17 protein-coding genes and 1 tRNA gene are annotated in these 16534 nt (G+C 70.0%); 10 read left to right on the top strand and 8 right to left on the bottom strand.

Annotated features, from left to right (window positions below):
• Positions 1-84: 84 nt before the first annotated feature.
• The gene (locus ACH4DZ_RS02390; protein WP_398285012.1) at positions 85-897 is read left to right on the top strand and encodes an ABC transporter ATP-binding protein; all 813 of its coding nucleotides are present in this window, start codon (positions 85-87) and stop codon (positions 895-897) included.
• Between the two features lie 9 nt (positions 898-906).
• Here the strand turns inward: ACH4DZ_RS02390 and ACH4DZ_RS02385 are convergent, their stop codons facing one another.
• Positions 907-1302 (bottom strand): ribonuclease domain-containing protein, encoded by a 396-nt coding sequence (locus tag ACH4DZ_RS02385; RefSeq protein WP_398285011.1) that lies wholly within the window; start codon positions 1300-1302, stop codon positions 907-909.
• A gap of 184 nt (positions 1303-1486) precedes the next feature.
• Between ACH4DZ_RS02385 and ACH4DZ_RS02380 the strand changes: the two genes are divergently transcribed.
• Positions 1487-2956: an ADP-ribosylglycohydrolase family protein gene (locus ACH4DZ_RS02380; protein ID WP_398285010.1), complete on the top strand. Its 1470-nt coding sequence runs from the start codon at positions 1487-1489 to the stop codon at positions 2954-2956.
• Between the two features lie 21 nt (positions 2957-2977).
• Here the strand turns inward: ACH4DZ_RS02380 and ACH4DZ_RS02375 are convergent, their stop codons facing one another.
• The 3 genes from ACH4DZ_RS02375 to ACH4DZ_RS02365 all read right to left on the bottom strand — a co-directional run bounded on the left by ACH4DZ_RS02375 (position 2978) and on the right by ACH4DZ_RS02365 (position 5929).
• Positions 2978-4174 (bottom strand): FAD-dependent oxidoreductase, encoded by a 1197-nt coding sequence (locus ACH4DZ_RS02375; protein WP_398285009.1) that lies wholly within the window; start codon positions 4172-4174, stop codon positions 2978-2980.
• Complete coding sequence (locus tag ACH4DZ_RS02370) at positions 4171-4959, bottom strand: TetR/AcrR family transcriptional regulator (RefSeq protein WP_398285008.1); 789 nt, start codon at positions 4957-4959, stop codon at positions 4171-4173. The genes ACH4DZ_RS02375 and ACH4DZ_RS02370 overlap by 4 nt, the downstream gene beginning before the upstream one ends.
• A gap of 103 nt (positions 4960-5062) precedes the next feature.
• Entirely contained in the window at positions 5063-5929 is an 867-nt protein-coding gene (locus tag ACH4DZ_RS02365; protein WP_398285007.1) for a GAF and ANTAR domain-containing protein, read from the bottom strand.
• A 300-nt stretch (positions 5930-6229) separates the two neighbouring features.
• Between ACH4DZ_RS02365 and ACH4DZ_RS02360 the strand changes: the two genes are divergently transcribed.
• Together ACH4DZ_RS02360 and ACH4DZ_RS02355 are read left to right on the top strand one after the other, a co-directional pair.
• Positions 6230-7246 (top strand): STM4015 family protein, encoded by a 1017-nt coding sequence (locus ACH4DZ_RS02360; RefSeq protein ID WP_398285006.1) that lies wholly within the window; start codon positions 6230-6232, stop codon positions 7244-7246.
• Between the two features lie 5 nt (positions 7247-7251).
• Positions 7252-8442 carry a hypothetical protein gene (locus tag ACH4DZ_RS02355; protein ID WP_398285005.1) on the top strand — a complete coding sequence of 397 codons (1191 nt, stop codon included), beginning with the start codon at positions 7252-7254 and terminating at the stop codon, positions 8440-8442.
• 132 nt (positions 8443-8574) lie between these two features.
• On the opposite strand, the gene ACH4DZ_RS02350 is transcribed toward ACH4DZ_RS02355, so the two are convergent.
• Positions 8575-9483 carry a GlxA family transcriptional regulator gene (locus ACH4DZ_RS02350; RefSeq protein ID WP_398285004.1) on the bottom strand — a complete coding sequence of 303 codons (909 nt, stop codon included), beginning with the start codon at positions 9481-9483 and terminating at the stop codon, positions 8575-8577.
• Positions 9484-9493: 10 nt separating this feature from the next.
• Positions 9494-10093, bottom strand: a complete 600-nt coding sequence (locus ACH4DZ_RS02345; RefSeq protein WP_398285003.1) for a cysteine hydrolase family protein — start codon at positions 10091-10093, stop codon at positions 9494-9496.
• 192 nt (positions 10094-10285) lie between these two features.
• Between ACH4DZ_RS02345 and ACH4DZ_RS02340 the strand changes: the two genes are divergently transcribed.
• Positions 10286-10359 (top strand) — tRNA-Met (locus ACH4DZ_RS02340).
• Positions 10360-10477: 118 nt separating this feature from the next.
• Here ACH4DZ_RS02340 and ACH4DZ_RS02335 read toward each other — a convergent pair.
• Positions 10478-11044: an AAA family ATPase gene (locus ACH4DZ_RS02335; RefSeq protein WP_398285448.1), complete on the bottom strand. Its 567-nt coding sequence runs from the start codon at positions 11042-11044 to the stop codon at positions 10478-10480.
• A gap of 385 nt (positions 11045-11429) precedes the next feature.
• On the opposite strand from ACH4DZ_RS02335, the gene ACH4DZ_RS02330 reads away from it, so the two are divergent.
• Both ACH4DZ_RS02330 and ACH4DZ_RS02325 read left to right on the top strand, forming a co-directional pair.
• A complete protein-coding gene (locus ACH4DZ_RS02330) occupies positions 11430-11831 on the top strand; it encodes a hypothetical protein (protein ID WP_398285002.1) in 402 nt (133 codons plus the stop codon).
• Positions 11828-12259, top strand: a complete 432-nt coding sequence (locus ACH4DZ_RS02325) for an ankyrin repeat domain-containing protein (RefSeq protein WP_398285001.1) — start codon at positions 11828-11830, stop codon at positions 12257-12259. Before ACH4DZ_RS02330 ends, ACH4DZ_RS02325 begins: the two co-directional genes overlap by 4 nt.
• A gap of 57 nt (positions 12260-12316) precedes the next feature.
• On the opposite strand, the gene ACH4DZ_RS02320 is transcribed toward ACH4DZ_RS02325, so the two are convergent.
• On the bottom strand, positions 12317-12859 hold the full coding sequence (locus ACH4DZ_RS02320; protein WP_398285000.1) for a cupin domain-containing protein: 543 nt from the start codon (positions 12857-12859) through the stop codon (positions 12317-12319).
• A 138-nt stretch (positions 12860-12997) separates the two neighbouring features.
• Between ACH4DZ_RS02320 and ACH4DZ_RS02315 the strand changes: the two genes are divergently transcribed.
• The 3 genes from ACH4DZ_RS02315 (at position 12998) to ACH4DZ_RS02305 (ending at position 16525) form a co-directional block, all read left to right on the top strand.
• The gene (locus ACH4DZ_RS02315; protein WP_398284999.1) at positions 12998-13459 is read left to right on the top strand and encodes an RrF2 family transcriptional regulator; all 462 of its coding nucleotides are present in this window, start codon (positions 12998-13000) and stop codon (positions 13457-13459) included.
• A gap of 71 nt (positions 13460-13530) precedes the next feature.
• Positions 13531-14415 carry a DsbA family protein gene (locus ACH4DZ_RS02310; RefSeq protein ID WP_398284998.1) on the top strand — a complete coding sequence of 295 codons (885 nt, stop codon included), beginning with the start codon at positions 13531-13533 and terminating at the stop codon, positions 14413-14415.
• Positions 14416-14953: 538 nt separating this feature from the next.
• Positions 14954-16525 (top strand): ABC transporter substrate-binding protein, encoded by a 1572-nt coding sequence (locus tag ACH4DZ_RS02305; protein WP_398284997.1) that lies wholly within the window; start codon positions 14954-14956, stop codon positions 16523-16525.
• The last annotated feature ends 9 nt before the right edge of the window (positions 16526-16534 follow it).

Below are 16534 nucleotides of genomic sequence, written 5' to 3'. Positions count from 1 at the left end.
ACGACGGACACCGACAGGCACCGACGGGCAACGACAGACACGGTACGAAGCCGGTGGGCACCGTAAGAAGGGGCCGGACAGCGCATGAAACTGACCGTGGACCAACTCCACATCACCCTGGACCGCAGGCCGATCCTCCGCGAGGTGAGTCTTGAGGCCGCCCCGGGCGACATCGTCGGCCTCGTGGGCCCCAACGGCAGTGGCAAGTCGACTCTGTTGCGCACGGTCTACCGCTCACTGCGGCCGGCCGGGGGAGTGGTCCGGGTGGGCGGCGACGACGTATGGGCGCTGTCGTCCCGGACGGCCGCGCGCCGGACGGCGGCCGTGCTGCAGGACGCCGCCACGACGACCGGCCTGAGCGTGACCGAGATCGTCGCCCTGGGCCGCACGCCCCACCACGGTCTGCTGGACAGGGACGGCACCGAGGACCATCAGGCGGTGGCCGAAGCGGTCGACCGCTGCGGGGTCGGGCCCTTCGCGGACCGGGACTACGCCACCCTGTCCGGCGGTGAACGTCAGCGTGTCCTGCTGGCCCGCGCACTCGCCCAGAAGCCGCACCTGCTGGTCCTGGACGAACTCACCAACCACCTGGACATCCGCGCCCGGTTCGAACTCCTGGACCTCATCCGCAGCACCGGCATCACCACCCTGGCGGTCCTGCACGACCTCGACCTGGCCGCACGGCTCTGCGACCGTCTCGTCGTGCTCCACGAAGGCGCCGTCGTCGCGGCGGGCCCGGTCCTGAAGGTCCTGACACCGGAACTGCTGCACGAGGTCTTCGGCGTACGGGGAGACACGGAGAGACACGCGGACGGCGTCGTGCGCGTCACGTACGCGGCCAGGCCACTCGCCCCGCGGCCGGTGGGAGTGGGGGGTCCGCGGGGCGAGGGTTCCTGAACGTGCCGGTCAGCAGCTGTAGTTGACCAGCTTGAACGAGACGTAGTGATCGGAGGTGTAGTAGTCCTCCCGGACTTTCTCACCGGTGACGATGCGGCGGGCACCGCGCGTGGAGGAGCCGGGCGTGATCACCGTGTACTCGTGGTAGTAGCCGGTCGACTGGCCGGGCAGGATGCCTTCCCGGTTCTGGAAGACGCTGCCGTCCTGCGAGTAGGGGTAGGGACCGCCCTGCTCGATCAGGTCCAGCGTGTCGTGTGCCTGGGACGGCAGACTGCCGTAGCAGATGCTGCCGACCGCCGAGGCGGACGTGCCCGTGGCGTTGGCGGTTGTGGTGCCGCCGACGAGAAGAGCGGACAGAACGGCGGCTGCGGCGCCGATGCGAGTGATCCGTGGGGGGAATCTCATGGCCCTATGATGACGCGCGTAGATGCTGGCATGTCAATGACAAGTGCGAGATTTTCACCGGCTCGGCGGATGAGTTTTCTCGAAGTTAACCTCGCGCGCAGGTCGGCATCGGGGGAGCCGTGGGGAAGCGGCGGCAGGCAATCGCTGTGGCGTCGCGGCAGGCGAACTTGGCAGAATGAGGCAGATGTCCACCGATCTCCCCTCCTTCGACTCCTCCTCCGACTCCTCCGACACCCGTTCCTCCGAGACCGGTTCCTCCGAGGCCCGTTCCTCCGAGACCGGTTCCTTTGGCGCCGGTTCTTTTGACAGCGACTCTTTCGACCACCGTTCCGCCGCCCGTGATGCCCTGCGGGGCCTCGCGGTCGGTGACGCCTTCGGTGCCCAGTTCTTCGTGCCGGAGAACCTTCCCGGTCTGCGGGAGCGCAGCTTGCCCGCTGCCCGGTGGCCGTGGACGGACGACACGGAGATGGCCTGTTCGGTCTTCGAGGTATTGCGCCGACGCGGCAGCGTGGACCAGTACGACCTCGCGCAGAGTTTCGCCCAGCGGCACGACTTCGACCGCGGCTACGGTCCGGCGATGAACCGGCTGCTGCGGCTGGTCCGGGAGGGCGGCAGCTGGCAGGAGCTGGCCGCGGACCTGTTCGACGGCCAGGGATCGTGGGGCAACGGGGCCGCGATGCGGGTGGCGCCCCTGGGGGCGTGGTTCGCCGTGGATCCGGCCGAGGCGGCGGCGCAGGCCGGGCGGCAGGCACGGGTGACCCATACGCACACGGAGGCCGTGGCCGGAGCCGTCGCGATCGCGGTGGCCGCCGCCTGCGCGACCCGCGGGCGGGTACGGCCGGTGACCGGAGCCCAGCTGCTGACGACGGTGGAGGAGCTGACCCCGGCGGGCCGGATCCGGGCGGGTGTCGCCGAGGCCCGGGAACTGCTGGGCCAGCCGCACGCCGAGTACGCGGCGCATCGGCTGGGCAACGGGCGGCGCGTGAGCGCGGCGGACACCGTGCCCTTCGCCCTCTGGTGCGCGGCCCGGCACCTGGAGGACTACGAGGAGGCGCTGTGGGCGTGCGCGTCGGTGGGCGGGGACGTGGACACCACGTGCGCGATCGTCGGTGGGATCATCGCCGCGCGCGTGGGAACGGCGGGCATCCCTGCCGCATGGCGGGCCGCGAGCGAAGCGCTGCCGGAGTGGGTGGCGGAGGAGGCACTGGGCGACGACCTCACCCGTACCGAACTGGGTGATGAAGTGACGTCGCTGCGGCGCCCCGAGAGCATCCCGGTGCCGCGGTTGGTGTGGACGCCGGGGCAGTGGCAGCGTGTGCGGCACGGAGTGCGGTCCCTGAGCATGGAGGAGAAGTGGGACGCGTACCTGGAGGGCAACCAGCTGTCGCTGCACCGCAGTTGGACCGGCAACGCAGTCTTCCGGGTGACCGTGGCGGAGGAGCCGGACGGCTGGCGGCCGGTGGCCGCATGGGTCGAGTCGGACCCCGACATCTACCGCCGCGGCGGCGACGAGGCGGAGAGCGCCTTCCTGGAACTCTTCCTGCGCGCCTGGTACATGGACGACACGCGACCTGAACTGTGGGAACGCTACAACGGGTTGCGCCGCGCCGAAGCAGCCGACGGCGGGCGGGAACCCACGCAGCCGGTCACCTGAGCCGCTGGTCGCGCGGCGCTCTCAGGTGGCGGCGTGCGGCTGCGAGGCGAACTGGTCGAGCAGGCCCGCCATGGCGTCGTCGCCGAACATCAGCTCCAGGCTCGCGGCGGACTCGGCGGCGGACGCCTCGCTGCGCGGGAACAGCTCCAGCTCGTACGCGATGAGGGCGGACTCGGTGTCGTCGGCCCGGTCGGCGATCAGCCGGCCGAGCCGGGCGCCGTCCAGCATGGCGAGGTTGGCGCCCTCACCTGCGAAAGGGGACATCAGGTGCGCGGCATCGCCCAGGAGGGTGACACCGGCGCGGTGGTCCCAGCGGTGGCCGACCGGCAGGGCGTGGATACGGCGGGGCACCGGGGGCTCGTCCGCGTCGGCGACCAGTGCGCGCAGGTCTTCGTGCCAGCCGTCGAAGTGGGTGAGCACTTCCTTCTTCGACGCCTCCTGGTCGGTGAAGTCGATCGTGTCGAGCCAGCCCTCGGCCGTCCTGAGCGCGGTGTAGACGTGGATGCTGCCGTCGGCCTCGTGGTGGGCGAGGAACCCCTTGTGGTCGCCGAGGCAGATGAAGAACCCACTGCCGATCAGTGCCGCGCAGGCCGGGTGGTCGGTGGCGGCCGCGTGCAGGTCGGTCTCGATGAAGGAGATCCCCGTGTAGGCGGGGAGGGCGTCGGAGAGGAGGGGGCGGACGCGCGACCAGGCGCCGTCCGCGCCGACGAGCAGATCGGTGGTGATCGTCGTGCCGTCCGCGAAGGCCACCTCGTGACGGCCGCCGCCCAGGGCCCGTGCGCCGGTCGCCCGCTTCCCCCAGCGGATCGTGTCCGCGGGAAGCGAGTCCAGCAGCAGGCCGCGCAGCTGCCCGCGGTCCACTTCGGGGCGGTCGCCGCTGCCGTCGTCCTCCTCCGCCAGACGTACCGTGCCCTGCGGGTCGACGAGGCGCAGCGCTTCGCCGCCGGGATGGATCAGTGCGCGGAATCCGTCGTACAGGTCGGCGGCCCGAAGCGCGGCCTGGCCGGACTCCCCGTGGATGTCGAGCATGCCGCCCTGGCCGCGGACCTCGGCGGAGGCCTCCAGGTCGAAGACGGTCGCCTCGATGTCGTTGACGTGCAGCACCCGGGCCAGGGTGAGACCGCCGAGGCCGCCGCCGATGATCGCGATCGGGTGGTGCGGGACGGGTTGAGCGGGCTGGTGGGGCTGGGCGGGCTGAGTCGGACCGGTGTCGGTCATGTCTGCTCCTCGCGCTGGTCGGGGTGGTTGGGGTGGTTGGGGTGGTCGGGGTGGTGGGATGGTTCGGGTGCCGGGGTGGGCGTGTGGGCGATGCCGTTGATGAGCATCTGGACGCACCACGTCATCCGGTCCTCGGGCGAGCCCGACAGAAGGCTTCCCGCCAGGATGTTGAGGTGGGGGTGGGTCTGCGCGGGTGCGCCGTGGACGGCGCGGGTCAGGGCGTCCCACTCGTCCGCGGCTTCGGGGGCCTGCGAGCGGGTGGAGTGCTCGGCAGCGGTGGCGGTGGCGAACAGCAGCAGCACGTCCACGCCCCACGCGGCCTGCGTACGGGGTACGCCGCCCTCGTCCAGGAGGGCCAGCAGCCGTTCCAGCAGCCGCAGGTAGTGCTTGCCGCTGGGGCGTGCTGTCAGGGCCGAGCGGGCCAGCGCCGGGTGCTCGAAGAGCATGTCGGTGTACGAGGCGAGCACCCTAGTAAGCCCTTCGCGCCAGCCGCCACCGCCACCACCTCCGCCTTGGCCCTCGGCCTCGGCCTCGGCGGGACCCAGTTCGACCTCGCCGAGAAGCTCGTCCAGGACGGCCGCGTGCAGTTCGGCGGTGTTGGCCACGTACACGTACAGCGAGGCCGGGCCGGTGTCCAGCTCCTGTGCCAGCCGCCGCATGGTCACCTTCTCCAGGCCCTCCGCCTGCATCAGGGCGACCGCGGTCGCGATGATCCCTTCGCGGGTCAGCGCCGGTTTGGCCGGCCGCTCCCGCCTGCTGGTCGATCTCTCGGGGCGTTCAGTCACACCACCAGGGTAACGAACATGTTCGTTACGAACAAGGTCGTAGCGAACGCGTTCGTGACACCCGGCGGACTTCGGACCGCCAATAGCGACGCGAGGGTGTGGGTCAGTCCTGTTGGGCGCGCTGGGCGGTGGCGGCGGCATGGAGTTGTTCCAGTGCGTCCAGGACAATGGTGTGCCGGTGCCAGAGCAACCAGCGACCCACTTGTGTCCCGACGGCTTCCAGGGCGGCGAGTTGCGCACGGGTGAAGTCGGTCAGGGGCTGTTCGTGATGGCTTGAGATGATGCCCACGAGCCGGTCGTTGCGGGCGACCAGCGGCACGCTGTGCGCGGCCCGGCTGCCTGTCTGCAGGATCGCGTGCCGGGACTTGTCGTCGAAGACGTCCGCGACCGCGACGTCCTTCACCGTGATCTGCTGGCGCTGCTCCGCGGCCTGCGCGCAGGACGTCGTGGAATCCCGTACGAAGGTGAAGAACTCGGTGAACTCCTGGTTCAGCCCGGTGTGTTTCTCCATGCGCAGCATGCCCTGCTCCGACAGCTGTACGTTGCCCATGGTGGTCTCGGTGATGTGCAGGACGCGCCGCATCGCGTTCCTCAGCACCACTCCGTGGTTGGTACGGCTCGCCTCGTCCACCGCCAGGTACGGAAGCGGCGGCGGGCTGTAGCGGGCGCGTCTGGGGAACCACAGTTCGGCGTCCGTGTCAGGTGCCGCGGTGTGCAGTACGGCATCGGCCAGTGTGTGCAGCTTGATGTTGCACTGCTGGGAGGTCCGCCGCAGCAGTTCGAACGCCTCCTGCTGTGAGGCGAGGTGGTAACGGCCGGTCAGCACCCGCTGAGCATGGGCGACTCCGATGTGTGCCAGACGTCGATTGCGCTCCCCCGCCGTCTCACCTGGTTCCGGCGTGACCGTTTCCGGTACGGCGGCGGAATGTGGGGTGTTGCGGGGGAGTGGGTGAGGGGATTCCTGGCTCACGGCACGGTCTTCCTTACAACTTGGGCGCGACGGAGACCTCGCATGAGTCTCACGTTCCGACGGTGAGGTTCATGGAGGACGCGTGCCTATGGCCCAAGCACCGGCACAACTTTACCCGCAGATGTCACCTCTTAACGACGCAGTGTCTGCTGTGACGGAAGAGCGTCGGACGAGTGTCATAGGTGACATGGCAAAAGTAACTGACGGAGCTGACTGACAGAACTGACAGAGGTGACTGACAGACGTGACTGACAGAGGTGACTGACAGACGTGACTGACAGAGGTGACTGATAGAACACAGTGAACCGTTGTCGGGTTCGGAGCGTCGGGAGCCATGCCTTGTCCTATGTGTGTCATGTCGAGCAGTTCCACGGGCTGCCGACCTACACGTACTCACCGTACGTGGACCCGGCAAACCTGCCCGATCCGAGTTCCGTCGCCTGGCGGCTTGAGTGCGGGGAGTTACCTCGCGAGGCCGACCACGGAGCGCGTGTGGAAGCCTATTGCGAGCGTTTCACCGAGTCGGTGGAGCTGGAGAAGGTGCGGGCACTGGTATTCGGCCAACCCTGGTACGACGCCGACGGCGGCCTGCCCGACGACTGGCTGCTCGGTCTCAGTGCCCGCCTGACGGGACTCGAAGGGCTCTTCCTCGGCGATCTGGAGGACGAGCAGGCGATGATCTCCACCATATGGCTGGGCACGGTCGCGCCCGTCCTGGAGGCGTTCCCCGGTCTGCGGGAGCTGGCCCTGCGCGGTGGAGAGGGCCTTGAGTTTCCCGAGTCGGGCCATGCCCAACTCCGTTCGCTGCGCGTCGAGTCCGGCGGACTGCCCGCTGAGGCGGCCGCGCAGATCGCCGCGGCCGATCTGCCCGCGCTGCGGAGCCTGGACCTGTGGCTGGGCGACGACGACTACGGCGGCGGCACGACGGTCGAGGACATCGCCCCGCTGCTCACCGGTGAGAACAAGCCCGCGCTGCGGCATCTCGGGTTGCAGAACAGTCCGATCCAGGACGAGTTGGCCGCCGCACTGGCCTCGGCGCCCGTCGTGCCCAGGCTCACGTCCCTGAGCCTGGCACTGGGCACGCTCACCGACGAGGGCGCGCAGTCCCTGCTGCAGGGCCAGCCGCTCACCCACCTGCGGCGACTGGACCTTTCCCACCACTTCCTCAGCCACGCCATGATGCTGCGGCTCTGGACGGAACTGGAGCCGAAGGGAGTGCGGGTCGACCTGACGGCCCGGCAGGAGGACGACGACCGCGATCCTGACGGGGAAGAGACACACGGCAGGCACGGCCGGTACATCGCGGTCGGCGAGTGAACGCGATGTACCAGGCACCCGAATCCCGGGACCCGTACGACCTTCGGGTCGCCAGTCGTGAACTCAACGGCCGCGCCCCCTGGTTGAACCCCGACCACCAAGTGCCGTACGGGCATGTGCTGCACGCCGCCGCCCTGCTGAGGTGTGGGCCCGCCGCCGTAGTGACACGGCTGACCGCCCTGGGACACATCGACATCCAGCTCCCCGAGGCGCCTGTGCCCGACGCCGTCGCACCGGACGACATCCCGTTGATCCGGGACGTGAGCGCGGAGTACGGCGTCTCCTGGCTCGATGTCGGCAAGCCGGTGCCGCTGCGCCAGGTACTCGAAGCGGCGGGGCAGGCCGGCCGCGGCCCCGCCGATGTCGCACGGCGTCTGACCGACCTCGGCTTCCGGCCGGGTGGCGGTGACCGGTCGCTGCCCGGGACTGCCCATCGCGGCGACCCGGTGCTCATCAACACCGACCGCGGTGGCTACGGAAGGTGGCTCGACTGGGGCGACGAGATCCGGGCACACCAAGTGCTGAGTGCGGCACGGGAGTTGAGATGCAGTCCGTACGCCGCCGCAGTGCGCCTCATGGCCCTCGCCATCCGGCTGCCGTTCACTCCCGAACCCACCGACGAACTGCTCCTCAAGTCTTCCGGAGAGGGCAGCGCCGCCCGATGGCTCTACTGGGAACCGCCGCTCGGGCACGTCCTCGCCGTCGCACAGGAGCTGGGACGCCCGCCGGTGGAGATCGCCGCCCGGCTGGAGGAACTCGGCTGCGTTCGACCGGTCGTACCTGAAACCCCGGACGCCGACGACCTGACCATCCTCAGTGAGCAACTGAACGGCCGGGGGCCCTGGTTGGGCAGGAACACGGTCGTCGGGCTGTCGGTGACCCACATCCTGCGCGCGGCTCTGGCCACCGGTCGAAGTCCCGCGGACATCGCCGAGAGGCTGGCGGAGCTGGGGCACTGGCTGCATGAGAACGCGAAGCTGCCGGCCGTCGCCGACGCGGCGGACATCCGGCTGCTGGCGACGGTCGACCGCTCGTTCCTGGACGACGTTCACCTGGAGCACGTCCTGCGCAGTGCGAGCCTGACGGGACGGAGCCCGGCGGACGTGGCAGCACGCCTGACCGCTCTCGGCCACCGCCTGCCCGACGAGGTGACCTACCCGGAGGTGCGACCGGAGGTGCGAGGCTCCCTGACCTGATCTTCCTGACTTGATCCCCTTGACCTGGTCTCCCCGACCTGCACTGAGACCGACGACATCGACGACATCGACGACATCAATGACGCCGATGACCGCCTTGTGACGGCCTGCGGTGGTGCCCGGCTGTCGTGGTCAGGGGGTGCGGGCGCGCAGGCGGCGGAGCATGCGCGGGTCCTCGAAGCCCACGGAACGGGCGGCGGCGTCCATGGTCGCGCCGTGGCTGATGAGGTGCTGGGCACGTTCGAGGCGCAGGGTCTGCTGATAGCGCAGGGGGGTCAGCCCGGTGGCGCGGCCGAAGAGACGGGTGAGGGTGCGTTCGCTGACGCCCACGGCCGAGGCCACGGTGGGCAGGGGGAGTGGTTGGTCGAAGCGTTCGTCGATGAGGTCCTGGGCCCGGTGCACGGTGTCGTCGAGGTGGGAACGGTGCCGGAGCATCGCGCTGGACTGCGGTTCGTGGCCGTTGCGGCGGGCGTAGACGACCATCTCCCGGGCCACCTGGGCGGCAACGGCGGGGCCGTGCCGGTTCGCGACCAGGTGCAGGGCCAGATCGATGCCGCTGGCGATACCGGCCGAGGTGACCACCCGGTCGTCCGTGGTGAACAGGACGTCCCGGACGACCAGCGCCCGCGGATGACGCGAAGCCAGCTCCTCCTGCACGTCATGGTGGGTCGTGCAGCGGCGGCCGTCCAGCAGACCGGCCAGACCGAGCGCCTCGGCCCCGGCGCAGACGCTGGCCACCGTGCCGCCCCTGGTGTGGTGGTCCCGGAGCGCCTGCAGAGAAGCGGTACCGATGGCTGGGCTGTCGGCCAGGGTGCCCGCCCGCCAGCCGGGTACCACGACCAGGTCCTCGGGCCCGAGCTCCGGCCAGTCGAGCCGGGCCACCAGCGGCAGCCCCTGCGCCGTGGGGACCTGCGGCCGCTCGGCGACGTAGGAGAGCGTGTACGGGTGCCCGAAGTCGTCGGCCGTCGAGAAGACCTGCGCGGGGCCGGCCAGGTCCAGCAGATGGACTCCGGGCACCAGGAAGAAGACGATGTGACTCACGATCCGGTCATCATGCCTGATGCTCTGCCGCGGCCTCAAGACCGTCGACCGTCGCGATGGTGGCGAAGCGTCCGGCAAGCGCGTACTCGGTGCGCCGGATGACCTCGTCGGCGGAGAGCGTACGAGGGTCGGCCAGCAGGTCGGCGACGCTCTGGTCTTCGGGAGCGTCGCGGTGCGGGATGGGGTTGGTCGCGGTCGCGTCGGTGACGAACGTGACCTGGTAGCCGAGGTCGCTCGCGACACGGGTGGTGGTCTCCACACACTGCTCGGTGCGGATGCCGCAGACGACGAGTTCGCGGACACCGCGTTCGGTGAGCATCTGCTGGAGGTTGGTCGTGGTGAAGGCGTTGTGCGAGGTCTTGTGGATCAGCGGCTCACCCTCCGCCTGCTCCAGTTCCTCCATGAGCCGGACATGGCCGAGGGCCGGGTCGAAGACATCGCCGCTGCCGGGCTCGTGGTGCAGTACCCACACCACGAGGTCCCCGGCCTCGCGGGCGATCCGGACCAGCCGGTTCACCTGATCGGCGATCTTCGGATCGGAGATCGTCGCCCACAGCGGGCGGGCGCGGAAGGATTCCTGGACATCGATGACGATCAGTGCGCGGTTCATGCCCAGAGTCTGAGCCACGCGAGGGGCGCCGCGACATGCCGCATCGGGTCCCGAAGCGGACCGATTCGGTCACCGGCCCAGCCACGCGGCGGTCCAGTAGCCGAGGCAGTGCCACCAACACGACGGAAGCCCCGTGGTCGCGGAAAGTGGTCATCGAGGCCTTCGATGATGGCGTACGGTAGGCGATGTCGACGCGGGGTGGAGCAGCTCGGTAGCTCGCTGGGCTCATAACCCAGAGGTCGCAGGTTCAAATCCTGTCCCCGCTACTGTCGAAGAGGGTCCGGACCTTTGAGGTCCGGACCCTCTTGCGTTGCTGGAACGAGGCCCGCCACCGAACGCGGGCCCGGCCGGTCGCGACGAACCCCAGGCGGCGCGTCGCGGAGATCAGCGGCGTCGAGCGCCCGGCGACCGGTCCGTCCCCGCGCCGATACGGGCCAGGACCTGGTCGGCCAATTGCTGCGGGGGCAGTTCGCCGTCCAGGAACACCGTGTCGCCGGGCAGGGTGTCGGCCGCGGCCATGCACGGACCGATCCTGTCCTTGCACCAGCGCCGAACCCGCTCCTCCCGCTCCGGATCGTCCGGGGCATGGATCCGACCGTCGATCCGCCTCTCCAGTACCTCCCGGGAGACCTTGAGGAAGAAGTGGTGAACGTCGACGCCCGCGTCCTTCAGCGTGCCGAAGATCTCGTCGACATAGCCGGGATCGACCAGGGTCATGGGAACCAGGACCGGGCGTCGGTACTCCTCGACCAGTCCCACCGCCAGGTCGGCGACCTGGCGCCGCCACAGCCGAAGATCCTGGAAATCGCCGGTCGGGACCTCCACGATCTCCCTCAGCACATACCCGACCATCTCCGGGTCGTAGACCAGCGCTTCGGGTCGGCGCGGGCGCAACTCGTCGACCAGTGTGGTCTTTCCGCTGCCGAATGCCCCGTTCACCCAGACGATCAACGCGATCTCCTCGCCCCGTCGCCGCGCCCGCGGATCGGGCCCGGCATGCCGGATCAGCATGTGGCACGATCGCGGAGGCTCGCGCGCTACTACGGTCGCACCGCCCCGGCTTTGGTGCGGTGCTCGGCTCCAGAGCGCCGGGAACGATCGTCACCACCCGCTTCCCCGCTTCCCGGCTGTCCGGCAGAGCGGTTGCCCTCCGCCGGCGTCCCCGGTTCGGAGGCCGCGCCCATCACCGACGGCGTGGTCCACGGCGGTTCGACGGCCGGGCTGCCGCCCGCTCGGAAACCCGGTGGCCGTTGCGCCGGAGCTGTCGATACCGTCGGGCTCCCGGCAGGCCGCGGCAGCGGTTGCCTCGTCCCGCCTCATCCAGAGAGTGATTCCCGTGACCAGCCTCCGAGCGACGACGACCCTGTGGCGCCCCACCGGCCCCAAGGAGCTGGAGCTGGTCCGTGAGCTGGACTGGGGTGCCTGGCCGCCCCGGCTCCCCGAACAGCCCATCTTCTACCCGGTCCTCAACGAGGACTACGCCGTCAGGATCGCGCGGGACTGGAACGTCAAGCACGACGGCGCCGGCTTCGTCACCCGGTTCGACGTCGACTCCGAGTTCCTGCGCAGGTACCCGGTCCAACAAGTGGGCGGCCGGACGATCCTTGAGCTGTGGGTACCGGCCGAGGAACTCGACGAGTTCAACGCGCACATCGTCGGCCGGATTCAGGTCATTCATGAGTTCCACGCGGTCGGGGAGACTCCCGCGGGTTCGGATGTGAGGTCGGAAGCATCGTGAACAGACGCCGGCAGAAGAAACTGTCCCAACGGCTCGTCAACGCGGCGACCTTCGGCGACAGCACCGGGATCGACGCTCTCCTGCGAGCCGGTGCCGACCCCGAGACGGCCGACCCCGAAGGCACCACGCCGCTTTACGCCGCGTCGGTCCACGGTGCCACCGGCAATGTCCTCCGCCTGCTGGCGTCCGGGGCCCGGCCCGACACCGAGAGCGGACGCGGTGCGGAAGGCACACCCCTGTGCGGGGCCGCTTGCTGGGGATACGCGGAGACGGTTCGTGCGCTTCTGGCGCACGGTGCCGATCCCCAGCTCCGCGAGGACCACGGAACGGGCCGTTCCCCGCTGGAGTGGGCGATGGCCGGGCCCCACCCGGAGACGATCGACGTGCTTCTCGCCGCGGGCGCCCAGCCGTCCGGCCAGGTCACCTGACTCACTCCATGTCCGAAGGCCCCGGGACCGCTCGATGTCGCAGGACCGCTCGCTGTCTCAGGACCGGTCCGGCGAAAGCGCGTACAGCTGGGGGAGGTTGACCACGATCGCCTCCTGCGTGCTGCGGGCGATGACGACCACCGCCTCGTCGTCCGGGTCCGGGTTCTCCTCCCGGTGCGGGACGAACGGCGGTACGAAGATGTAGTCGCCGGGGGAGGTCCGCAGGCGTATCTCCCGCGGCTCCTTGCTCTCGCGCCCCTCCCCGCTCTGGCCCCCGCCCTCGCCCGAATCGTCGATGAAGACGAATTCCGGGTGCCCGCTCACCACGTAGATGGCGGTCTCGGACTCACCGTGGTGGTGGTCGGAGGAAGCCGTCGAGGGGGCCACATGCGTCTGGCCCATCCACAGCTTCTCGGAACCGACGGTCTTCCCGCTGACGGCCGCGAACCTGCGCATGCCGCCGCTCTGCGCGGTGTCGCCGTCCAGGGAGTCGGCGCGGATGTGGTGCAGACGGCTGCGCAAAGGGGTGACCGGCTGGTCCGGGGTGTCGTGGAGGTGCGGGTGGAAGCCCTCACCGGGGGTCGTCAGCGGCTCGCTCATGGCCGCGACGCTAGAGCGGTCCCGAAAAGGATGTCAAGAGGTGTCCTTTGGCTTTCACCTGCGGCAATGTTCCCGCAATGTAGGAAACAAGCCGCCGAAGCCCGGCGTGCCGACCCGCTCCTCAGGCATGATGTGCGCATGCATATTTCCGCGAAGGCGGACTACGCCATGAGGGCGCTGCTGGAGCTCGCCCGCGAACCTTCCCGTCCGCTCACCTGTGAAGCCATCGCCTCCTCGCAGGAGATCCCGTTCCGCTTCCTGAAGTCCGTGGTGGGTGAACTGCGCAGAGCCGGCCTGGTGCGCAGCCAGCGCGGCTGCGAGGGCGGTTACTGGCTCGGCAGGGCCGCCGAGGAGATCACCCTGCTCGATGTCACGCGTGCCGTGGACGGTGAGTTGATCACCCTGCGCGGTGAGCCGCTGGCGGGCCTCGACTATCCGGGCCCCGCGACAGGTCTGCCCGATGTGTGGCGAGAGGTCGAGGCGAGTGCCGCGGCGGTCCTGGGCGGGGTGACGCTGACCTCGCTGCTCACCAGTGGGGCGACCGGCGTGACGGGAGCGGCGGCGGCGACCGAAGCACTCGCTCGGAGAGGCGCCGCGTGACAGCCGGCCCGCAACCGCAACCGCAGCCGCAACCACTACCCCAACCGCAACCACTGCCGCAGCCACCGGCGTTGGCACCGGAACAGGTCGAAGTCGTCGAGTACACCGACCCGTTGTGCCCCTGGGCCTGGGGATCGGAGCCCGTCTTCCGCGCGTTGCGGGCGGCACTGGCCGGCCGGGTCCGGTGGCGGCGGGCGTACGCGATCCTCTTCGACCACGACGACGATCCGCCGCCCGACCCGGCGGCGGAGACGGCCTGGTACGCGCGTTACGTCGAGGAGATCAGCTCACACAGCCGGGCCCCGCGCCCCGTGCGGCTCAGCCGTATGCCGGCCGACTCCTGGCCCGCCTCGCTCGTCGCCAAGGCCGCCGTCCCGCAGGGCGAAGAGGTGGCCGAGCGGGTGCTGCGGCGGCTGCGGGAGAGCGTCTTCGTGCTCGGCGAACCGGCGGACACCCTCGGGTCGGCGCTGGCCGCGGTCCAAGGCGTACCCCATCTGGATGCGCGGCGGCTGGCGGTCGACGCCGCCTCCGGGGCGGTGCTGGAACAGGTGCGCGCCGACCGGCTGGAAGCCCGCCGTCCAGTGGCCCGAGTGCTCTCCGTGCAAGGCGGGTCGCCGCATCCGGGCGGGGCGAAGGAGACCGCCGAGGGCGGGCACCGGTACGCCCTGCCGACCCTGCTCGTCCGGACCGCCGGCGAGTACCGCGTCGTACCCGGCTGGCGGCCCTTCGAGGAGTACGTGGCAGCCGTCGAGGAACTGAGTCCCGGGCTGTCGGCGGCCCCCGTGCCGCTCTCTCCGGTGCACGCGCTGGAGCGTTACCGCAGCCTGACCGATCCGGAGCGGTCGCTGCTGACGGAAGGGCCCTGGCCGCCCCCGGGTGCCGTACGCGTGGACACGGCGGGCGGGCCCCTGTGGCTGCACCCCGACGAGGCGGCGACACACCCCGCCGTGCCCTGAATCCGTGGCGGCCGAGGCTGTGATCTGCGACGGACGCCGTCCCGCCCAATGAGACACCAATTGGTGTCCATTGACAGTCGGTTGCGGGAGCCCCCAGGATGAGCACCATGCTTACGACGCACCCCGGTGTGGTGTGCCGCTACGTGGACCTGCGGCGCACCAGCAGCGCACTCTGTCGCTGACCCTTCGCCGTCCCCGGTCCGCAGACGCCTGACCGCCGCCGCCGGCACTGGCTTTCCAGTGCTCGACCGAGCCGTGCCCGCCTCTGCGTCGCCCTCTCCGTGCCCCGTGGCACACCTTCTTCGCCTCCTGGCCCGCCCCTCCGCGCGCCCGTCGACTCCTCCAGCCCGGTAGTCCCGCGATCCCGCACGCTCCTGCCCTGAGCGCCGCGCGCCCCGAGTGCGCGCCGGCGCTTGCCCCGGCATGTCCGTGCTGCCCGTCCGGGCCCGAGTCGACGTTCCGCACGCGGCGGGTCCGGTCCTCCTGCCTTGCTCCTTCCGCCCCGGCCCCGGCCGGAGCCCGCCAAAGGAAGAACGAGATGCCCGCTCACCTCATCACCCGCCGCCCCGGAGCGGACCGCCGTTCGTCCCGAGGCGCAGGCCGCCTGCGGGCCGCAGCCCTCGCGACCGCCTTCGTCGCCGTGCTGACTCCCGTCCTGAGTGCCTGCGGCGGTGACTCCGCCGCCTCGGGCGGCGGCTCCACGCTGAAGTGGACCTCCTCGTACTTCCCGACCCACTGGGACCCGGTCGTCGGGGGCAGCGGCGCGCAGTTCCGCGAACTCGCCCTCGCCTACGCCTCGTTGACCCGTACGGACGAGAGCGGCAAGGCCGTTCCCGACCTCGCCAAGAGCTGGGAGTACAACGACAGGGGTGACGAGATCACCTTCCATCTGCGCTCCGGCCTGAAGTTCAGCGACGGCGAGCCCGTCGACGCCGCCGCGGTCAAGGCGGCCATCGAACGGGCCCAGAAGCAGAAGAACTCGGCGCTCTTCGGCGACCTGACCTCCATCAAGTCGGTGGACGCCGACGGCCTCGACGCGGTCCTGCACCTCAGCCAGGTCGACTACCAGATCCCCCAGCTGCTCGGTCAGCGGGTACTGCAGATCGCCAGCCCCAAGGCGGCGAAGAACCCCGAGAAGCTCGACCAGAACCCGGTCGGCGCCGGCCCGTTCGTCGTCACCCAGGTGATCCCGGGCACCAAGGCGCTCCTGAAGAAGAACCCGGACTACTGGGACGCGAAGAACATCCACATCGACAACGTCGAGCTGACCTCCGCCCCCGACGCCTCCACCGTCGTCTCCGGACTGCAGACCGGTGTCTACAACTTCGCCGACCTGGACCCGAGCCAGGCGTCCGCCGCCAAGAAGGCCGGCCTGGACGTCTTCGTGCAGCCGGGCTTCAACGCCTCCAACCTCAGCCTCAACGTCAACAAGGCGCCCTTCGACAACGACAAGGTCGTCGACGCCGTACGCCACGCGGTCAACCGCAAGGAGTTCGTCGACAAGCTGACCTTCGGCTACGGCGAGGTGACCGACCAGCCGTTCCCCAAGGGGTACGAGGCCTACGACCCCAAGTCGGAGAACGCCTACCCCTACGACCCGGCGAAGTCGAAGAAGCTCCTCGCCGAGGCGGGCTACAAGTCCGGCGACCTCAAGCTGAACCTGGTCATCCCGGCGGAGGACCCCCAGGCGGAGATCGTCCAGTCGCAGCTGGCCGAGGTCGGCATCAAGGTCACCATCAAGATCGACAAGAACTGGGCCACCCCGTTCTTCGCGAAGGACCTGACGTTCTCGCTGTACGGGACCACCGGCCGTGACTCCGCGGCGCAGACCCTCACCGCCCACTTCGGCCCCAACGGCCCGCTGAACCTCAGCACCCCCTACGAGCCGGACGGTTTCGAGGCCGCCATCGCCAAGGTGCGCAAGACCCCGCTGGACGCCCCCGACTACACGCAGGTGCTCCAGGCGGCGACCCGGGCGGGCCTGGAGAGCAAGGCACTCGTCTTCACCTACTCCCAGCCGAACCTCATCGCCAAGAGCAAGTCGATCTCCGACCTGCCGAAGAACCCGGCCCACATCGACTGGACCGGCGTGACCATCTCCGGCAGCTGACACCCGCCC

The organism is Streptomyces sp. NPDC017991, assembly GCF_044328075.1.
In the GTDB taxonomy this organism is placed as follows: Bacteria; Actinomycetota; Actinomycetes; order Streptomycetales; family Streptomycetaceae; genus Streptomyces.
The sequence above is the reverse complement of the archived record's forward strand: the minus strand, read 5'-3'. Positions and strand labels throughout refer to the sequence as shown.